This is a genomic window from Thiorhodococcus drewsii AZ1 (assembly GCF_000224065.1).
GTDB lineage: Bacteria > Pseudomonadota > Gammaproteobacteria > Chromatiales > Chromatiaceae > Imhoffiella > Imhoffiella drewsii.
This window is the reverse complement of record NZ_AFWT01000005.1, coordinates 167,253-183,552: the sequence shown is the minus strand read 5'-3', so window position 1 is coordinate 183,552 and position 16,300 is coordinate 167,253. Positions and strand designations below refer to the sequence as shown.

The following is a 16,300-nucleotide window of genomic DNA, read 5'->3' as shown; positions in this document are numbered from 1 at the left end:
AGAATAAAAATCAAGATTCGGTGCCGCTCGCCCGAACGCCGAGCAGCTCAGCCATGCGCGCCCCCATCATGGCCGGAGAGCGCACGGTGACGACACCGGCCGTCTCCAGGGCTGCGTACTTGCCCTCTGCCGTCCCGGCGCCGCCCGTGACGATGGCGCCAGCATGACCCATGCGCTTGCCCGAGGGCGCAGTGACACCAGCGATATAGGCCACGACCGGCTTGGACATGCTGGAGCGGATGAAGTCCGCCGCCGCCTCCTCGGCCGATCCGCCGATCTCGCCGACCAGGATGACACCCTCGGTCTGGTCGTCGGCCTCGAAGCGTTCGAGACAATCGACAAAGTCGAGTCCCTGAATCGGATCGCCGCCGATCCCGATGCAGGTGCTCTGTCCCAAGCCGACGGCGGTGGTCTGAAACACCGCCTCGTAGGTCAGGGTTCCGGAACGCGAGACGATGCCAATGCGGCCCGGCAGATGGATGCTTCCGGGCATGATACCGATCTTGCAGGCCCCTGGCGTGATGATCCCCGGACAGTTGGGACCGATCAGCACCGACTCCGACTGAGCGAGCGCCGCCTTGACCCGCAGCATATCGAGGACAGGGATGCCTTCGGTGATACAAACGATGACGCGGATCCCCGCATCGGCGGCCTCCAGGACGGCATCCGCCGCGAAGGGCGCCGGAACATAGATCATGGTAGCGTCGGCGCCGGTTTCACGCACGGCATCGTGGACCGTATCGAAGACGGGGCGATCGAGATGACGCTGACCGCCCTTGCCGGGCGTCACGCCGCCGACCAGATTGGTGCCGTAGGCGATCGCCTGCTCGCTATGAAAGGTGCCCTGCTTGCCGGTGAAGCCCTGACAGATGAGGCGGGTGTTGCGGTCGACCAGAACACTCATACCGAACCCTCCACGCTGCCCCGAGCAGCCGCCGCTACAGCCTTGTCGGCGGCCTCGCTCAGACTGCTCGCCGTCGCGACCGCAAGCCCGCTCCCGGCCAGCAACTCCAATCCCCGCGCGGCGTTCGTGCCCTCCAGTCGCACCACCAGCGGCACCTCGACGTGCACCTCGCGCACCGCCTGGATGATGCCCTCGGCGATCAGGTCGCAGCGCACGATCCCGCCAAAGATGTTGACCAACACCGCCTCGACCTTGGGGTCGGAGAGAATCAATTTGAATGCCTCGGCTACCCGTGCGGCAGTGGCCCCACCGCCGACGTCGAGGAAATTCGCCGGCGCGCCGCCATGCAGCTTGACCAAATCCATCGTAGCCATCGCCAGGCCCGCGCCATTGACCATGCAGCCGATATTGCCGTCGAGACTGATGTAGTTGAGTTCGTGGGCCCGTGCCTCGGACTCGCGCGAATCCTCTTGGGCAGGATCGCGCAGCCGCGCCAACTCGGCCTGACGATAGAGCGCGTTGTCGTCCAGGTTGACCTTGGCGTCGAGCGCAACCAGATCGCCGTCGGTCGTCACCACCAGCGGATTGATCTCGACCAGACTGGCGTCACAGTCGTTGAACAGCCGATAGAGCCCGTCCATCAGGGTGCCGAGGGCCTTGATCTGCGCCCCCTCCAAGCCCAAACCAAACCCCAGGCGCCGGACCTGATAGGGCTGAAGCCCAACGGCCGGATGCACCCGCGCGAAGAGAATGCGTTCAGGAGTCTCGGCCGCGACGGTCTCGATGTCCATGCCCCCCGAAGCCGAGGCCATGAACAGCAGACGTTCGGTCGAACGATCGACCAGCAGCCCCAGATAGAGCTCGCGGGCGATCGCGGTGGGCTCCTCCACCAAGAGGTGATCGACCGGCAGCCCCCCCGCCCCGCTCTGATGCGTGACCAAAGAGCTTCCGAGCAGTCGGCGCGCGGCGGACGCGACCTCCTCGGCGTCATGGGCAACGATCACGCCGCCCGCCTTACCGCGACCGCCGGCATGCACCTGTGCCTTGACCACCCAACGCTCACCACCCAGCCGATCGACCGCCGCGACGGCCTCCTCGGGGGTCCGCGCCAAGCGTCCAACGGGAACCGGGATTCGGTAACCTCGAAATAGGTCTTTCGCCTGATACTCGTGTAGATTCATTCGCTTACCTGAGATCGCACCGATCCGCGCCACAACAGATCCCGTGGAAGCCCCGGGATGAAGATCCAACGTGAAACGGCCAAATAGCCTGAGTTGGCTAATTCTGGTCTAATTCAAGCTGGCTTGCCAAAAGAACATCGACGCAGGTAACCAAGCAGGGTGCAGACAGACGGACTCAAGGTCGACCAGGATCAATTCAAGATCCGCCACATGGAGGGGGAACCGACACCTCTGGAGGCAGACGCGAAACGCGTCGACACACCCCGACCGGCACGCTACCCGAACTGGGCCGCGCTACGCTGGCTGTTCCTCTTCCGCCTCATCGTCCTCATCGGCCTGATCCTCGATTTCTCGCCCCGCAACCAAGGCGCATCGATCCTCCAACCAGATCCCCAGTGGGCCTGGAACATCCTGGTGGCCTACGCGATCCTGGTGCTTCTGAGCGGCCTGGGGCTCTCGGTGCGCCGCCCCCAACCGGCGAGCCAGGTCCAGATCGCCGTCTTCACCGATATCATCGTCTTCACCCTGCTGATGCACGCCGGCGGCGGCATCTCCAGCGGACTCGGCACCCTGCTGGCGGTCGCGGTCGCAACCGGATCGCTCTTGCTGGAGGGACGGCTCTCGCTGCTATTCGCCGCGCTCGCCTCCATCTCGGTCATCACCCAGCAACTCTACGCGCTGCTGGCGGAGACCGGCCAAAACATCTCTTTCACTCATGCTGGTCTGCTCGGACTGCTCTTCTTCGCCGTCGCCCTGCTCGCACACCTGCTCTACAGACGTGTCCGCTCCGCCGAGGACTTGGCCGCCCGCCGCCAAGTCGACCTCGACGATCTCTCCAAGCTCAACGAATTCATCATCCAAAGCATCAATACCGGCATCCTGGTCGCGGACGGCGATCGCCGCCTGCGGCTCATGAATCAGGCCGCGCGCGAGCTGCTCGGCGTGCGGAGCTTCAAAAGCGGCGTCACCTTGAGAAAGCTCGCGCCCGAGCTCTGCGACTGGCTGGCCAGCCAGATCCGATCGAACAGTCTCCGCGAGGGCGCGTTACGCATTGGAAGCCGCGAGATCGCCGCCTCGGTCAAACTCCTCGGCGACTCCCGCGTCAATGGGGTCATCCTCTATCTGCGCGACAGCGAGGAGGCCGCGCGCGAGGCGCAACAGGACAAGCTCGCCTCGCTCGGCACACTCACCGCCAGCATCGCCCACAACATCCGCAACCCGCTGAGTGCCATCACCCACGCCAGCCAGCTCCTGGCCGAGGATCCCGACCTGTCGAGCGACAACCTGCATCTGACCGAGATCATCCGGCGCAACGGCGCTCGCATCGAAGAAACGGTGCACAGCGTCCTGCAGCTCTCGCGGCGCAAGGAGAGTCAACCCAGCCCCATCCTATTGAACGCCTGGCTGGCCGACTTCGTCGCCGAATTCCGCGAGCACCACGACCTCGACGAGGAGGCGCTCGAGCTCGTGTCTACCGCCGATCCGATTGAAATCGAGGCCGATCCGCGCCATGTCCAGCAAATCATCGCCAACCTTGGCGAAAATGCCCTGATTCACGGACATCTCGAAGGACAGCCGACTCGACTCCAAATCCGACTCCTGCCCGCCGACCGGCAGGGAAACGCCAGCATCGAGATTCGCGATGCCGGACCCGGCATCGATGCGGTCACGGCACCTGAGATCTTCAACCCCTTCTTCACTACCCGAACTCAGGGCACGGGACTCGGCCTCTACATTGCCCGCGAGCTGGCGGAGTCGAACGGCATCCGCCTTGAGCATCACCCAGTCAACCCTCACGGTAGCTGCTTCAGACTGACCTTTCGCCCGACCTGACACGACAGCCGGATAACGATCGCCCCGAACCCCGCGCTATGCTGTGCAGTGGAACCCCCAGGAACCGGGTGCCGGGCGCGTCATCCCCATTCGACGCGCCCTTGAGGGAACGATACACAGACACACCATTGCGAACGGACGATCATGAACAAGGCCCAAGCACTCGTCGTCGACGACGAGCCCGACATCCTCGACCTGCTCAGAATCACGCTCGGACGGATGGACGTTCAGGCCAGCACGGCGCTGACACTCGCCGACGCCATCCGCGCACTCGAACAGGACCGTTTCGATCTCTGCCTCACCGACATGAATCTGCCCGACGGTTCCGGCTTCGACCTGTTGCGACATATTGCCGAGCATCGCCCAGAACTCCCCGTCGCCATGATCACTGCCCACGGCAGCATGGAGTCGGCCGTCGCGGCCATGAAGGCCGGCGCCTTCGATTTCGTCTCCAAGCCGGTCGACCTCAAGCTGCTGAGAACCTTGGTCGGCTCGGCACTCAAATTGTGCGGCCCACTCACGACGAACCCCAGACGCGATGAGATGCACACGCGTCTGCTCGGTGACTCGGAGGCGATGGAGCAGATCCGCCGACTCATCGCCAAGCTGGCCCGCAATCAGGCGCCGGTCTTCATCACGGGCGAAAGCGGCACCGGCAAGGAACTGGCCGCGCGCCTGATCCATTCGCAGGGACCGCGCGGCGAGGGCCCATTCGTCGCGGTCAACTGCGGCGCCATCCCGCAGGAACTGGTCGAAAGCGAACTCTTCGGACACAAAAAGGGCAGCTTCACCGGCGCCATCAGCGACAAAGAGGGGTTGTTCCAGGCCGCCGAGGGCGGAACACTCTTTCTCGACGAGGTCGCCGATCTGCCGCTACAGGCTCAGGTCAAGCTGCTGCGCGCCATCCAGGAGAAATGCGTGCGGCCGGTCGGCGCCTCGCGCGAGATCCCGGTCGACGCCCGCATCATCAGCGCCAGCCACCACGACCTCAACCAAGAGGTCGAAAAGGGGCGCTTCCGCCAGGATCTGTTCTACCGGATCAATGTCATCGAGCTGCGCATGCCGGCACTCAGAGAGCGCCCCCAGGACATCCCCCCGCTCGCCAACCACCTGCTGAGTCAGCTCGCCAGCCCGCAAACGACCACCGAACCGACAGCGATGCGGCTCTCGCCCGCCGCCATCGAGGCGCTCAAGCGTCACCCCTTTCCGGGCAACGTACGTGAGCTGGAAAACATCCTGGAGCGCGCCACGGCACTCTGCGAGTCGAGCCAGATCGAGGTAGCGGATCTCTATCTCGGCAAGAACGAACCTTCGCCCACACCAGAGGAAGACGTGGACGACGGCGTTCCGCTGGAGGATTATCTCGGCGAGATCGAGCGACGCGCCATCCTGAGCGCACTGGAAGAGACCCATTGGAACCGCACCGCAGCGGCCAAGAAGCTCGGCATGACCCTGAGATCATTGCGCTACAGGCTCTCCAAGCTGGGGATCGAGTAACCGTTCCATCATCGCCACCCATCCTGCCGCAACCCCACAGCCACCGAGGAGAGGAAGAGCAGAGTGTCCGAGAAATCCCCGGCCCCGAGCACAGGCGCTCAGGGTCGCGACCCGTTCGTCGATTGGGTCCGCCAAGCCACCCCCTATATCCATGCCCATCGCGGACGAACCTTCGTCATCGCCTTCGGAGGCGAGGCCGTCGCCGACGCCACCTTTCCCGAGCTGGTCCATGACATAGCCCTGCTGCACGGGCTGGGCATCCGACTGGTGCTGGTCCACGGCGCACGCCCTCAGATCGAGGAGCGCCTGAAGGGCGACGGGGCCGAGCTGCGCTATGTCAACGGACTGCGCGTCACGGACCAGAAGGCGCTCGGCTGCGTCAAGGAGGCGGCCGGAACGGTGCGCGTGGAGATCGAGGCACTGCTCTCGCTCGGGCTGGCCAATTCACCAATGGCCGGGGTACGCATCCCGGTGGTCTCGGGCAATTTCGTCACGGCACGTCCACTCGGCATCATCGACGGCGTTGACTACTTACACACGGGTTCGGTCCGCCGCATCGATCAGCGCACCCTCAAGGCCCTGCTCGACATGGGCTACGTCGCCCTGATGCCACCGCTCGGCTACTCCCCCACCGGAGAGGTCTTCAATCTGAGCGCGGCCGATGTCGCCTGCAGAACGGCGGTGGAACTCGGCGCGGAAAAGCTCATCTTTCTCACCGAGCATGGAGGCGAAGCGACATCGCCTCAGTTGGCGCCGAACCTGCTGACCCGAGAGGTCGATCAGCTGCTCGCCAATGCACAGGGACTGCCGGAAGAAATCGTCAACGGTCTTCGCGCCGGGGCCGAGGCTTGCCGCCACGGGGTTCGGCGCGTCCATCTGGTCGGACGCAGCGCCAACGGCGCCCTGCTGCGCGAACTCCTGACCCACGACGGAAGCGGCACGCTCATCTCGGCCGAGCCCTACGAGGAGCTGCGCCCGGCGCGGATCGACGATGTCACCGGCATCCTGGAACTGCTGCGCCCACTCGAAGAGCGCGGCGTGCTGGTACGACGCTCGCGCGAACGACTGGAGACCGAGATCCACCGCTTCACCCTGATCGAGCGCGACGGCCTCGTGACCGCCTGCGCCGCGCTCTACCCCTACCCGAACGACGCCATGGCCGAGCTCGCCTGTCTGGCGGTCAATGTGGACTATCGCGGAGGACGGCGAGGCGACCGTCTACTGGAACACATGGAAACCCAGGCACGTGAGCAAGGCATCGACAGACTCTTCGTGCTAACGACCCAAACCGCGCATTGGTTCTTGGAGCGTGGCTTCCAGGTCGCCAACCTGGACGCATTGCCGATGGAAAAACGGGCGCTCTACAATTTTCAGCGCAACTCGAAGGCCTTCATCAAGCAACTATGAGGTGATGTTCCCCGCCACTCCACCCGTGCCAAGGCGATTTGGAGAAAACAGGTTACCCGTAGGGTGCGGTGAGGAACGAACCGCACCGATCACGAACGATGCGATTCGTTACGCTCATCGCGTCCTACACAGGTTCGATTCCTTCGCGTAAAGAGCCCAAGACCATCATCCCACAGACCGAGAGGCGGTCGAACCACACCGACCCGACCGCCTCGACCCGACCGGAGCCACCCGCTCAGCCATGCTCGAATCCATCACCATGCCACAACCACGAAACGCGCGAGGTTGGCGCTCGCTCGCCTGGCTCGCACTCATCGCGATCGCACTCACCCCGCTGAGCGGCCGGGGACAGACCCCATCGGACAACAATAACGCTGCCATTTCGGCCATCCCCCTGCCCTCCTCCGAGCAATTATCCGCCAAGCTCGCCGAACTCGACGCAACGTCCGGAATGGACGAGTCGCTCAAGGGCAGCCTGACCGAAAACTACCGGCGCACCCAGTCAAACCTAGAGGATGCCGCCAGCTTCAATACCAAGGCGGCCGAGTTCGCCCGTTCGCTCAAGACTGCACCCAAGGCGACGGACAACGCCCTGGCCGAACTGAAACGACTCAAGCCCGATCAATCCAGCGAGAAAAACCATCTGCCAGAAGGACTCTCCGCCGACGCGATCAGTCAGAGACAGAACAAGCTTTTGGCGGACATAGCGCTGCAGGAAACCCGCGCCAGCGCATTCGACAAACTGGTCGACTCCAACGCCGATCGACCGACAGCCGCCAGACAACGGCTGATCGAGGTCAAGCAGGCGCTCGACGACGTCGAGGATGCGCTCAAGCAACCAGTCGTGGACGGTGAATCGCCGGACCTGGCCCAGGCGAGACGCTGGACCCTCGAATCCCAGCGCAAATCGCTCTGGTCCGAGGGCAAGATGCTTGAGCAGGAATTGCTGAGCCAGCCCGTTCGCGAGGCGCTCTACAAAGCCCGGCGCGATCTGGCAGTACAGAAACTGTCCGATCTCAAAAACACCCAGCGCCAGCTCGACGCGTTGCAGAGCAAGCAGCGCCAGGCGGAGGCAGAGGCCGCCCAGCGCGCATCCGAGCGCGCCCAGCGCGAGGCCGAGGGCAAGCACCCCCTGGTCCGCAAGATCACGCAGGAAAACGCCGACATCTCCGACTCGTTGACCAAACTGACCAACGCGCTCGACGGTTTCAACGCCAAGCTCTCGGACGTCGAGACCGAGCGCAAGCGCATTGAGGAGGATTTCCAGGGAGCCAAGCAACGACTTGATGCCGTGGGACTCAGCAAGGCATTGGGCCAGGTCCTGCTCGACCGGCGCAATCAGCTACCCGACCTGCGTCAATACGAAGAAAACATCGAGGCGCGAGCGGATGAGATCGCCGAGGCCACGCTACGCCAGATCCGCTACCGGGAGGAGGAACGCCAACTCCGGGATCTCGACCACTATATCCACGAACTGACCGCGCGCGATCATGCAGCGCGGCAACCGCCGGTGCGTGCCCAACTGACCGAGGCACTGAACCAACGCAAACACCTGATCGACCAGGCACTCGCGATCGAGGAGGACTACATCCGCCAGCTCGGCGAGATCAATTACGCCTCGGAGCAGGTGATCCTGGTCGCAGCCAAATATGACGATTTCCTCGCCGAACGGCTGCTATGGGTACGTAGCGCGCCCACCGTCGGGCTGGACACCCTCGTCAATCTCCCGAGCGCCACCGCCTGGCTCTTCTCGACCGAGGGCTGGACAGAAATCGCCCGCGCACTCACCGAACGCAACCGAAACGCCATTCTCTTCTGGCTGGGAGTCGCCGTCGCCGCACTGCTCTTTTCGAGGATCTCGCGACTGAAACGGAGCATCCGCGCACTGGCAGAGCCGCTACGCCGGATTCGCACCGACCGCATCCGCTTCACCCTGCAGGCGATCGGTCTGAGCCTGCTCGCCGCACTGCCGCTACCGCTTTTGTTCTGGCTATTGGGTGATCAGCTGCTCTCGTCCGTGGCCTCAACCCCTTTCAGCCGCGCGTTCGGGATGGCATTCACCGAGGTCGCCCCCGGCCTCTATTGCCTGCTCGCATTCCGCATGCTCTGCATCACCGGAGGCGTCGCCGACCGGCACTTCCGCTGGAGCAGCGAGAACCTGAAACGCATCCGACGCCATTTCGACTGGTTCACCATCCTGAGCATCCCGGTTGCCCTGGTCGCGGTCTCGGTCAGCAACCATGACGACCCGCTCGCCACCAACAGCCTCGGCCGCATCGCCCTGATCACCGACATGATCGCCTTCACGGTCTTCTACGCGCTGCTGCTCAGCCCCGAGCAAGGCATCCTGAAATCGCTTCTCGCGGAACATCCTCAGGGTTGGATCAACCGTCTACGCTACCTCTGGCGCCCGATCATCGTCGGCTCGCCACTGGCACTCGCGGGACTAGCGCTGATGGGCTACGTCTATACGGCCGCCATTCTGTTCCGATCGCTGGTCTACCAGACCTGGCTCGCACTCGCGCTCATCGTGCTGCACCAGTCGATCGTGCGCTGGCTGATCCTCACCCGGCGGCGCCTGGCGCTCCAGGCGGCACTCGAACGCCAGGCGGCCCGACGCGCCCAGTCCGAAACGGAGCGCCCCGAGAGCGCCCTGGCCTCCGAGGTTCAAACCTTCGAGGAACCCGAGCCAAACCTGGCAGCGCTCGACGAACAGACCCGCCGCCTCATCAACGCCTCTATCTTCTTCGGCGCCGGCATCGGACTCTGGCTCACCTGGTCGGACGTCCTGCCGGCCTTCACGTTGTTCGAGCAGATCGAACTCTGGCACTACACCGGAGTCGTCGATGGCACGGAACGCCTGATCCCGGTCACTGCGGCCAATGTGGGGCTGGCGATGATGATCGCCTTCGTCGCAACCATCGCGGCCAAAAACCTGCCAGCGCTGCTTGAGATCGTGCTGCTTCAGAACTCTGCGGTCTCGGCGGGTGCACGCTATGCCATCACGACGCTATCGAGCTACGTCATCACTGTGGGCGCCTTTCTGCTCGGATTCAGCACCCTGGGGCTGAGCTGGTCTCAGGTCCAGTGGCTGGTGGCTGCCTTAAGCGTGGGCATCGGTTTCGGCCTGCAGGAGATCGTCGCCAACTTCATCAGCGGCCTCATCATCCTCTTCGAGCGACCGGTGCGGGTCGGCGACATCGTGACCATCGGCGATACGACCGGCGTCGTGACCAACATCCGCATCCGCGCCACCACGATCCGCAACTGGGACAAGCAGGAGCTGCTGGTTCCGAACAAGGAGTTCATCACGGGACGACTTCTCAACTGGTCACTCACAGACCCGCAAAACCGCATCACCATCCCGGTCGGCGTCGCATATGGTTGCGACACCAAGCAGGCCCTGTCGATCCTGAGCGAAATCGCCCAGCAGCACGAACAGGTGCTGGACGACCCAGCCCCGCTGATCAGCTTCGAGGAATTCGGCGACAATGCCCTAACCCTGTACATGCGCTGTTACCTGAACTCGCTCGACGGCCGCATCGGTGTCATCACCGACCTGCATCAGGCGATCTACGATCGCTTCAACGCCGAGGGGATCGGAATCGCCTTCCCCCAACGCGACGTCCACCTGTCGGCGAGCAATCCGCTCGAGATTCGACTCCAGCGCGCAGCACGCCGCGAAACCCCAGAGGCAGCCACCATGGCCCCGCCCCTCAAGCCGTAGCCCGGGTAGAGCGCAGCGAAACCCGGGGGGAACCCTCGCACGCCCCCCCAAAACGACAAAGGCGCCATTCGGCGCCTTAAAAACACAGGAGAGGGATATGACGACGCGCACGGCGCCGCCGAAGACGAATCAGCTCAACTCGTCGAAATCGGGATCGTCGAGCAGCTCACGCAGCCGCTTGAGCTCGCGCATGTGCTCGATACGCCGCCGCACTTCCAAACTCGCCACCTGACTGCGAGGTTCCTGGGCCAGCAATGGCGGCACGCGCTCGGCGATTTCATCGCCATAACCACTTTCGGGGTCCAACATCACCTCTACCTCGGAATGACAGCAATGACAAACCAGTCAATAGCCGGCCATATACCCGAAATCGAAGCGCTTGGGAAGCCGCTTTTTTAGATTCTTAGAATGGGTTTTTTCATTCCGTGATGCAGTGCCAACCAAACGGCTCACACACCCCCGAAATTGAGTGGGGCAAAAAAGGCTGGAGCGCCGAGCAGTAACTAGGTTCAAACACCCATCTCTTGGACCGGCACCGACCGTCATGCCGCCTGAGGACAGAAGAAACTCGACCGAGCACCTCAGCGCACCTCGAGCGACCTCACGCGCGCGTCTGTGGGGACCTCATGCGTATAGCCGATCCCTCCAGCCGTCGAGGCGACCCGCTCGATCATCTCCGCCTCGCTGGAAACGAGAACAGGCGCCTGACCGGTTCCGGAATACACTTGCCGATCCCAGACCCGTCTGAGCTGATAGGGATAGAGACCCAACACGGCCTTGACGAAATCGCGATGCAGCGCGTCCGAGTCCGGAAGCACGAAAACCTTGACGGGCACCCCATTGGGCCAGCGTTGAAGACGCCCGGTAAAATACAGCAAGGCTTCGTTGCGGGTTAATGAGGACTCTGGCAAGGAGGCATTCACGATCAGATCCTGCGCCGAGGCCGATACAGAGCCAAGACAAAACAGCAAAAGCAGCCCACCGGACAAACGCGCACGGACATCACGACACCAATCGGCACAGCGCCAGTCCTCGTCCCCAGGGCTTTTCGCACTGCGTTCGACGGTCATCTGAAGTCTCTAGTCGTCAAAGCGGATTAGGCCACCACGAAGACGGATACTACACGGCATTCCGCCAAACAGGCACAAGGAAGGGCATGCATCCTCGCCAAATTGGGACTGGCTTTCCAATATAGCCTCGTCAAGGAAAAGGACAATAGCGGAAACGAGGCCGCCCTGGATTCTGGTACCATTCACGTCCGCTCCAGCCTCCAATACCGATTCCACATCCATGCCTGAAGAATCCATCCAGGCCGCCGACGACAAACTGCCCGAAATCGTGGCGGCCGTCGACCTCGGTTCAAATAGCTTTCACATGATCGTCGCCCGAATCGATCAAGGCCACATGCAGGTCACCGACCGTCTCAAGGAGATGGTTCGACTCGGTGAAGGCTTAACCGAAGACAAGTCCCTCTCACCCGATGTCGCCGAGCGCGCGCTCGCCTGCCTGGAACGCTTCGGTCAGCGACTGCGCGAATTCCCGCCCGGCAGCGTGCGCGCCGTGGGAACCAACACACTGCGCCAGATTCGCCCGGACACGGCATTCATCGAACGCGCCGAGGCGGCGCTCGGACACCCGATCGACATCATCACCGGACGCGAGGAGGCCCGACTCATCTATCTCGGCGTCGCCAACGGGCTGGCGGCCGGAGCGGAACGGCGGCTGGTCGTCGACATCGGCGGCGGCAGCACCGAGATCATCGTCGGACTCGGCTTCTCACCCCGGATGCGCGAGAGCCTGCACATGGGCTGCGTCAGCATGTCGCAGCGACATTTCGCGGACGGACGTATCACCGCCAAGGCTATGCAAAAGGCGGAGCTGACCGGGGCACTCGAGGTCAGACCGGTGCGTGAACTCTTCCGTCGCGCCCGCTGGCAGAAGGCGGTCGGTAGCTCCGGTACCATTCGCACCATCGCCTCCGTGGTGAACGCGGAAGGCTGGTGCGAAGACGGGATCTCAGCGGAATCACTGACCCGGCTACGCGATGCGCTGATCGAGACGGGCAAGGTCTCCGCCCTGAACCTCAAGGGGCTCACGGACGAGCGCAAGCCAGTCTTCGCCGGCGGAGTCGCGGTCCTGAGATCGGTCTTCGAGTCGCTCGGCATCGAGCACATGCAGGTTTCCGATTACGCACTGCGCGAAGGAGTCATCTACGAGATGATGGGACGACACCAGCACGAGGACGTCCGAGAACGCACGGTCACCTCGATCTGCCGTCAGTTCCACGTCGACCTGGAGCATGGCCAGCGCATCCAGGCGACCGCCCAGATCCTGCTCCGCCAACTCACCAATCCCTGGCAGCTGTTCGAGCCAAACCACCGGCTGATGCTGTCCTGGGCCGCCCGGCTGCATGAGATCGGGGTCATGGTCGCCCACAGCCAGTACCAGAAGCACGGCGCCTATCTGTTACGCAACGCAGACCTCCCGGGCTTCACCCGTCATGAACAGAGCCTGCTCGCAGCACTGGTCCTCGGTCACAGGCGCAAATTCCCGATACAGGAATTCGCCAACCTGCAGCAGAGCGACCGCGAGCCCGCCCGCCGGCTCTGCGTCATCCTGCGCCTCGCCGTGCTGATGCACCGTGGCCGCTCGGCGGACAACAAACCGAATCCGACACTGGTGACGGACGGCGATCATCTGCAACTCAGCTTCCCAGGCGACTGGCTGGCCCAACATCCCTTGACCCAACTCGAATTGGAACAGGAGGCCGAACGCCTGGCCGCCGCCGGAATCCAGCTCAATTTCGGCTGACGCGTTCGCCACACCTTTCCCTCACCTCGCCGCGCAAGCCATAGGACACCGGTGTCCGACGCTCATCGCGATCGAGGCGAGCCCCCCGAATATCCTTTTCCATTGATCCTGATAGAATCCGGGAGCGCGCGGAGGAGGAGCTCCGCGATGCAAGCGAGATTCCATGCGGCTGGCGCCCAATGGGACGCTGGCCTCTCACTGAAACAGATTTGGAGGATCCAACATGGCTGCACTCTTTTCCGACGCCTGGATGAAACAGCTCAAAGACGCCTGGAACGCAGAACCCGAAGTCAAGGACAAGCTCGCCGAGATCGATTTCAACTCGGTGATCTGCTGCGGCTTCAAGGATGAAGAAAACCCGCGCGGCGTCTTCGTCGTCGAGCAAGGCGAATGCGTCCGCGCCGGCGACTGGTCGGAAAGCGATCCGGCGGCGAACTGGGACATGCGCGCCGACCTGAAGGATTGGCTCAAGTGGGTCGAGAACGGCATCGGCATGACCAGCATGGGCGCCGCATTCATGACCGGCAAGCTCAAGTTCAAGGTCGGCGACTACAAGGCCATCATCAAGGATCCACGCATGGCCAACCCCTTCGTCAAGAGCTTCGGCCTCATGCAGCAGCTCGACACCGACGAGATCAAGTAACGATCCTCGCGGTTTGACTCAAGGCCCGCCAATGGCGGGCTTTGTTGTTTCAGCTACCAGCTACCAGCTACCAGCTACCAGCTACCAGCTACCAGCTACCAGCTACCAGCTACCAGCTACCAGCTACCAGCTACCAGCCTTTGGAATGTGTGAATTTAACCGGGGTTCCCGGTTAAATTGAGCAAAAATAATTGCTGGCCGCTGGTCGCTGGTCGCTTTCAACCCAAGGCGTATCCCGCATCCACGCTCAACGTGGCACCGGTCACCAGACGCGCCTGCGGCGAGGCCAGGAACAGCACAGCATCGGCGACATCCCTCGGCATTACCGCCTGCCTCCCCAGCAGATGACGTCGCTCGGCGGTCTCCCGCATCAGGTCGGGCACGGCCTCCCACATCTCAGAGTCGACCACGCCTGGCGCGACCCCATTGACCCGGATACCGCGCGGCCCCAAGGCCATCGCCAGCCGCCGAGTGAGCATGTCGAGCCCGGCCTTGCTCACCGAATAGCTGGTCGAGGTACAGCTCGCAAAGGGATGCTGAGCGCAGGCCGAGGAGAGGTTGACGACCACCGGGGCCGAGCTGGATTCCAGCAAGGGGGCGCAGGCCTGGGTCATGGCAAAGGGCGCGATCAGATTGACCTCAAGGGTCGCACGCCAATGATCGAGACTCTCTTCCAGTGTGCCCGAATCGAGGATGACGCCTGCGTTGTTGATCAGCACATCCAGCCGACGCGAACGCTCGGCGATGGACGCGACCCATCGGACGCGAAACGCCTCATCCGTAAGATCCCCTCGGACCAGATGCAGACGCCCCTCGGCAACGGCCTCGGGCCAGGCCGCCAGCAATCGCTCGACCTTGACCGGATTGCGTCCGCAGCTGTAGACGCAATCCCCTGCCTCCAGAAAGGCCGCCACCAATCCGGCACCGATACCCGATGTGCCGCCGGTGATGCAGACGATGCGCTCGCCATGGGTCACGGCCCCCATCAGCGCTCCCTCTGCCCCAGGTTGGCATGGATGACCGCGCCATTGAGCACCGGAGCCTGGGCGGCGAAAGCGACCGTCTCGGCGATCTCCTCCGGCTCGATTAGACGACCGAAGGCCGACATCGACTCGATACCGGCCAGGGTCTCGGGGTTGTCGCCGATCAAGCCGCGCAGTTGCTCCGTGTCCGTAAAACCGGGGCAGATCATGCAGGTATGGAGCCCGCGACCGGCCAGGTCCTGACAGGTCGCCCGCATCATGCCGACCAGCGCATGCTTAGCGATCACATAGCTGGCGACACCCGGCACCGCCTTTTCGGCCAGGGTCGAACCGATGTAGATCAGGCTCGATCCGGGCGGCATCTCGGGCAGCAGGATCTGATTCAGCGCATTGGCTCCGACGATATTGAGTTCGAGCACCGCGCGCAAAACCTCGCTCGGCAGGGCGTCGATACGATCCGAGCGCATGGCCGAGGCGTTGTGAACGACGCAGAGACGCCCGGCGCCCGCGATACGCCCCAACAGATCCTCCCGCAGCGACTCGACCGCCCCCGGCTCGGAGAGATCGCAGAGGAGACTCTCGACCCCTGGATCTGGGCTCGGACGCCGTGACAGATTGACCACGCTCCAGCCGTCGACCAGGAAGCGCGTGGCGATGGCGCGTCCGATCCCCGAGGTGGCACCAGTGATGACAAGAGCATTCATAGACGATCCGATCGATGTGAAGAAAAGGCGGCAGAGCGCCGCGTCCAACCAAAAAGCGGAAGCGAAACGCGACCGCCAGGGGCATCCAGACGCCTCACGAGGACTCCCAGCAGGCATGGGCCCACTGACCGGCCCCGGATGAAACGCCGAGTTCGATACAGCGAATCGCACGATCCGCCACCTCGGGACGATCGCGCAGTCGCGCGAGCAACAGGGGGGCGAGTTCCTCGATGGTGACGTTGCGCACCGGCAGCAGCAGAACATCGCGCTCCAGGAAGACGAGACGCTCGTCGGCGAAGAGCGCCGTCACCTGACCATCCTGACGCTCGATGTGCAGATGCGGCGACAGCTCCGGCAGCAGCAACCGCTCGTCCAACCCATCGCAGAGCTCGCGCAGGATGCGCTTGAGCACCACGTAGTCGAATGCCATGCCGTCATCCCCAACGGAGGCCGATACGTTGCAGCGGACCTGGAAATTGTGTCCATGCAGATTCTCGCGCTCGGTGGCCGAGAAGATGGTGAAGTGTCCAGCGCTGAAATTGAGGTATTCCTTGCTGATCTCGATGCGGGTCAGGGTATGGTCAACCACGTTCGGTCTCCGGATTCTGTA

General features: G+C 63.3%; 13 protein-coding genes. 6 read left to right on the top strand and 7 right to left on the bottom strand.

Annotated elements, in window-relative coordinates; genetic code table 11:
* Nucleotides 1-10: 10 nt before the first annotated feature.
* Nucleotides 11-904 (bottom strand): succinate--CoA ligase subunit alpha, encoded by an 894-nt coding sequence (sucD, locus tag THIDRDRAFT_RS05130; protein WP_007039745.1) that lies wholly within the window; start codon nt 902-904, stop codon nt 11-13.
* Entirely contained in the window at nt 901-2,100 is a 1,200-nt protein-coding gene (sucC, locus tag THIDRDRAFT_RS05125; RefSeq protein WP_281054756.1) for an ADP-forming succinate--CoA ligase subunit beta, read from the bottom strand. The genes sucD and sucC overlap by 4 nt, the downstream gene beginning before the upstream one ends.
* Nucleotides 2,101-2,244: 144 nt before the next feature.
* On the opposite strand from sucC, the gene THIDRDRAFT_RS05120 reads away from it, so the two are divergent.
* The 4 genes from THIDRDRAFT_RS05120 to THIDRDRAFT_RS05105 all read left to right on the top strand — a co-directional run bounded on the left by THIDRDRAFT_RS05120 (nt 2,245) and on the right by THIDRDRAFT_RS05105 (nt 10,549).
* Nucleotides 2,245-3,918, top strand: coding sequence for a sensor histidine kinase (locus tag THIDRDRAFT_RS05120; RefSeq protein ID WP_007039743.1), 1,674 nt, complete (start codon nt 2,245-2,247; stop codon nt 3,916-3,918).
* Between the two features lie 144 nt (nt 3,919-4,062).
* Nucleotides 4,063-5,415: a sigma-54-dependent transcriptional regulator gene (locus tag THIDRDRAFT_RS05115; RefSeq protein WP_007039742.1), complete on the top strand. Its 1,353-nt coding sequence runs from the start codon at nt 4,063-4,065 to the stop codon at nt 5,413-5,415.
* A 63-nt stretch (nt 5,416-5,478) separates the two neighbouring features.
* Entirely contained in the window at nt 5,479-6,822 is a 1,344-nt protein-coding gene (gene argA, locus THIDRDRAFT_RS05110; protein WP_007039741.1) for an amino-acid N-acetyltransferase, read from the top strand.
* A 259-nt stretch (nt 6,823-7,081) separates the two neighbouring features.
* Complete coding sequence (locus THIDRDRAFT_RS05105) at nt 7,082-10,549, top strand: mechanosensitive ion channel domain-containing protein (RefSeq protein ID WP_173364676.1); 3,468 nt, start codon at nt 7,082-7,084, stop codon at nt 10,547-10,549.
* A gap of 129 nt (nt 10,550-10,678) precedes the next feature.
* Here THIDRDRAFT_RS05105 and THIDRDRAFT_RS05100 read toward each other — a convergent pair whose 3' ends face one another.
* A complete protein-coding gene (locus tag THIDRDRAFT_RS05100) occupies nt 10,679-10,858 on the bottom strand; it encodes a PA3496 family putative envelope integrity protein (protein ID WP_007039739.1) in 180 nt (59 codons plus the stop codon).
* A gap of 272 nt (nt 10,859-11,130) precedes the next feature.
* Entirely contained in the window at nt 11,131-11,619 is a 489-nt protein-coding gene (locus THIDRDRAFT_RS05095) for a type 2 periplasmic-binding domain-containing protein (RefSeq protein WP_007039738.1), read from the bottom strand.
* A 220-nt stretch (nt 11,620-11,839) separates the two neighbouring features.
* Here THIDRDRAFT_RS05095 and ppx point away from each other — a divergent pair, with 220 nt between their 5' ends.
* Both ppx and THIDRDRAFT_RS05080 read left to right on the top strand, forming a co-directional pair.
* Nucleotides 11,840-13,360 (top strand): exopolyphosphatase, encoded by a 1,521-nt coding sequence (ppx, locus tag THIDRDRAFT_RS05085; RefSeq protein ID WP_007039737.1) that lies wholly within the window; start codon nt 11,840-11,842, stop codon nt 13,358-13,360.
* A 223-nt stretch (nt 13,361-13,583) separates the two neighbouring features.
* On the top strand, nt 13,584-14,003 hold the full coding sequence (locus tag THIDRDRAFT_RS05080) for an SCP2 sterol-binding domain-containing protein (protein WP_007039736.1): 420 nt from the start codon (nt 13,584-13,586) through the stop codon (nt 14,001-14,003).
* A gap of 218 nt (nt 14,004-14,221) precedes the next feature.
* Here THIDRDRAFT_RS05080 and THIDRDRAFT_RS05075 read toward each other — a convergent pair whose 3' ends face one another.
* From THIDRDRAFT_RS05075 to THIDRDRAFT_RS05065, 3 genes are all read right to left on the bottom strand, one after another.
* Nucleotides 14,222-14,989, bottom strand: coding sequence for an SDR family NAD(P)-dependent oxidoreductase (locus THIDRDRAFT_RS05075; RefSeq protein WP_007039735.1), 768 nt, complete (start codon nt 14,987-14,989; stop codon nt 14,222-14,224).
* Nucleotides 14,989-15,690 (bottom strand): SDR family NAD(P)-dependent oxidoreductase, encoded by a 702-nt coding sequence (locus tag THIDRDRAFT_RS05070; protein WP_007039734.1) that lies wholly within the window; start codon nt 15,688-15,690, stop codon nt 14,989-14,991. The genes THIDRDRAFT_RS05075 and THIDRDRAFT_RS05070 overlap by 1 nt, the downstream gene beginning before the upstream one ends.
* Before the next feature lie 94 nt (nt 15,691-15,784).
* A complete protein-coding gene (locus THIDRDRAFT_RS05065; RefSeq protein WP_007039733.1) occupies nt 15,785-16,279 on the bottom strand; it encodes a 6-pyruvoyl trahydropterin synthase family protein in 495 nt (164 codons plus the stop codon).
* Nucleotides 16,280-16,300 lie beyond the last annotated feature (21 nt).

Bases quoted from the DNA above. Each gene is read 5' to 3' on its own strand.
- sucD (WP_007039745.1), bottom strand. From the start codon at position 904: ATGAGTGTTCTGGTCGACCGCAACACCCGCCTCATCTGTCAGGGCTTC.
- THIDRDRAFT_RS05115 (WP_007039742.1), top strand. From the start codon at position 4,063: ATGAACAAGGCCCAAGCACTCGTCGTCGACGACGAGCCCGACATCCTC.
- THIDRDRAFT_RS05105 (WP_173364676.1), top strand. From the start codon at position 7,082: ATGCCACAACCACGAAACGCGCGAGGTTGGCGCTCGCTCGCCTGGCTC.
- THIDRDRAFT_RS05100 (WP_007039739.1), bottom strand. From the start codon at position 10,858: ATGTTGGACCCCGAAAGTGGTTATGGCGATGAAATCGCCGAGCGCGTG.
- THIDRDRAFT_RS05095 (WP_007039738.1), bottom strand. From the start codon at position 11,619: ATGACCGTCGAACGCAGTGCGAAAAGCCCTGGGGACGAGGACTGGCGC.
- ppx (WP_007039737.1), top strand. From the start codon at position 11,840: ATGCCTGAAGAATCCATCCAGGCCGCCGACGACAAACTGCCCGAAATC.
- THIDRDRAFT_RS05080 (WP_007039736.1), top strand. From the start codon at position 13,584: ATGGCTGCACTCTTTTCCGACGCCTGGATGAAACAGCTCAAAGACGCC.
- THIDRDRAFT_RS05075 (WP_007039735.1), bottom strand. From the start codon at position 14,989: ATGGGGGCCGTGACCCATGGCGAGCGCATCGTCTGCATCACCGGCGGC.
- THIDRDRAFT_RS05070 (WP_007039734.1), bottom strand. From the start codon at position 15,690: ATGAATGCTCTTGTCATCACTGGTGCCACCTCGGGGATCGGACGCGCC.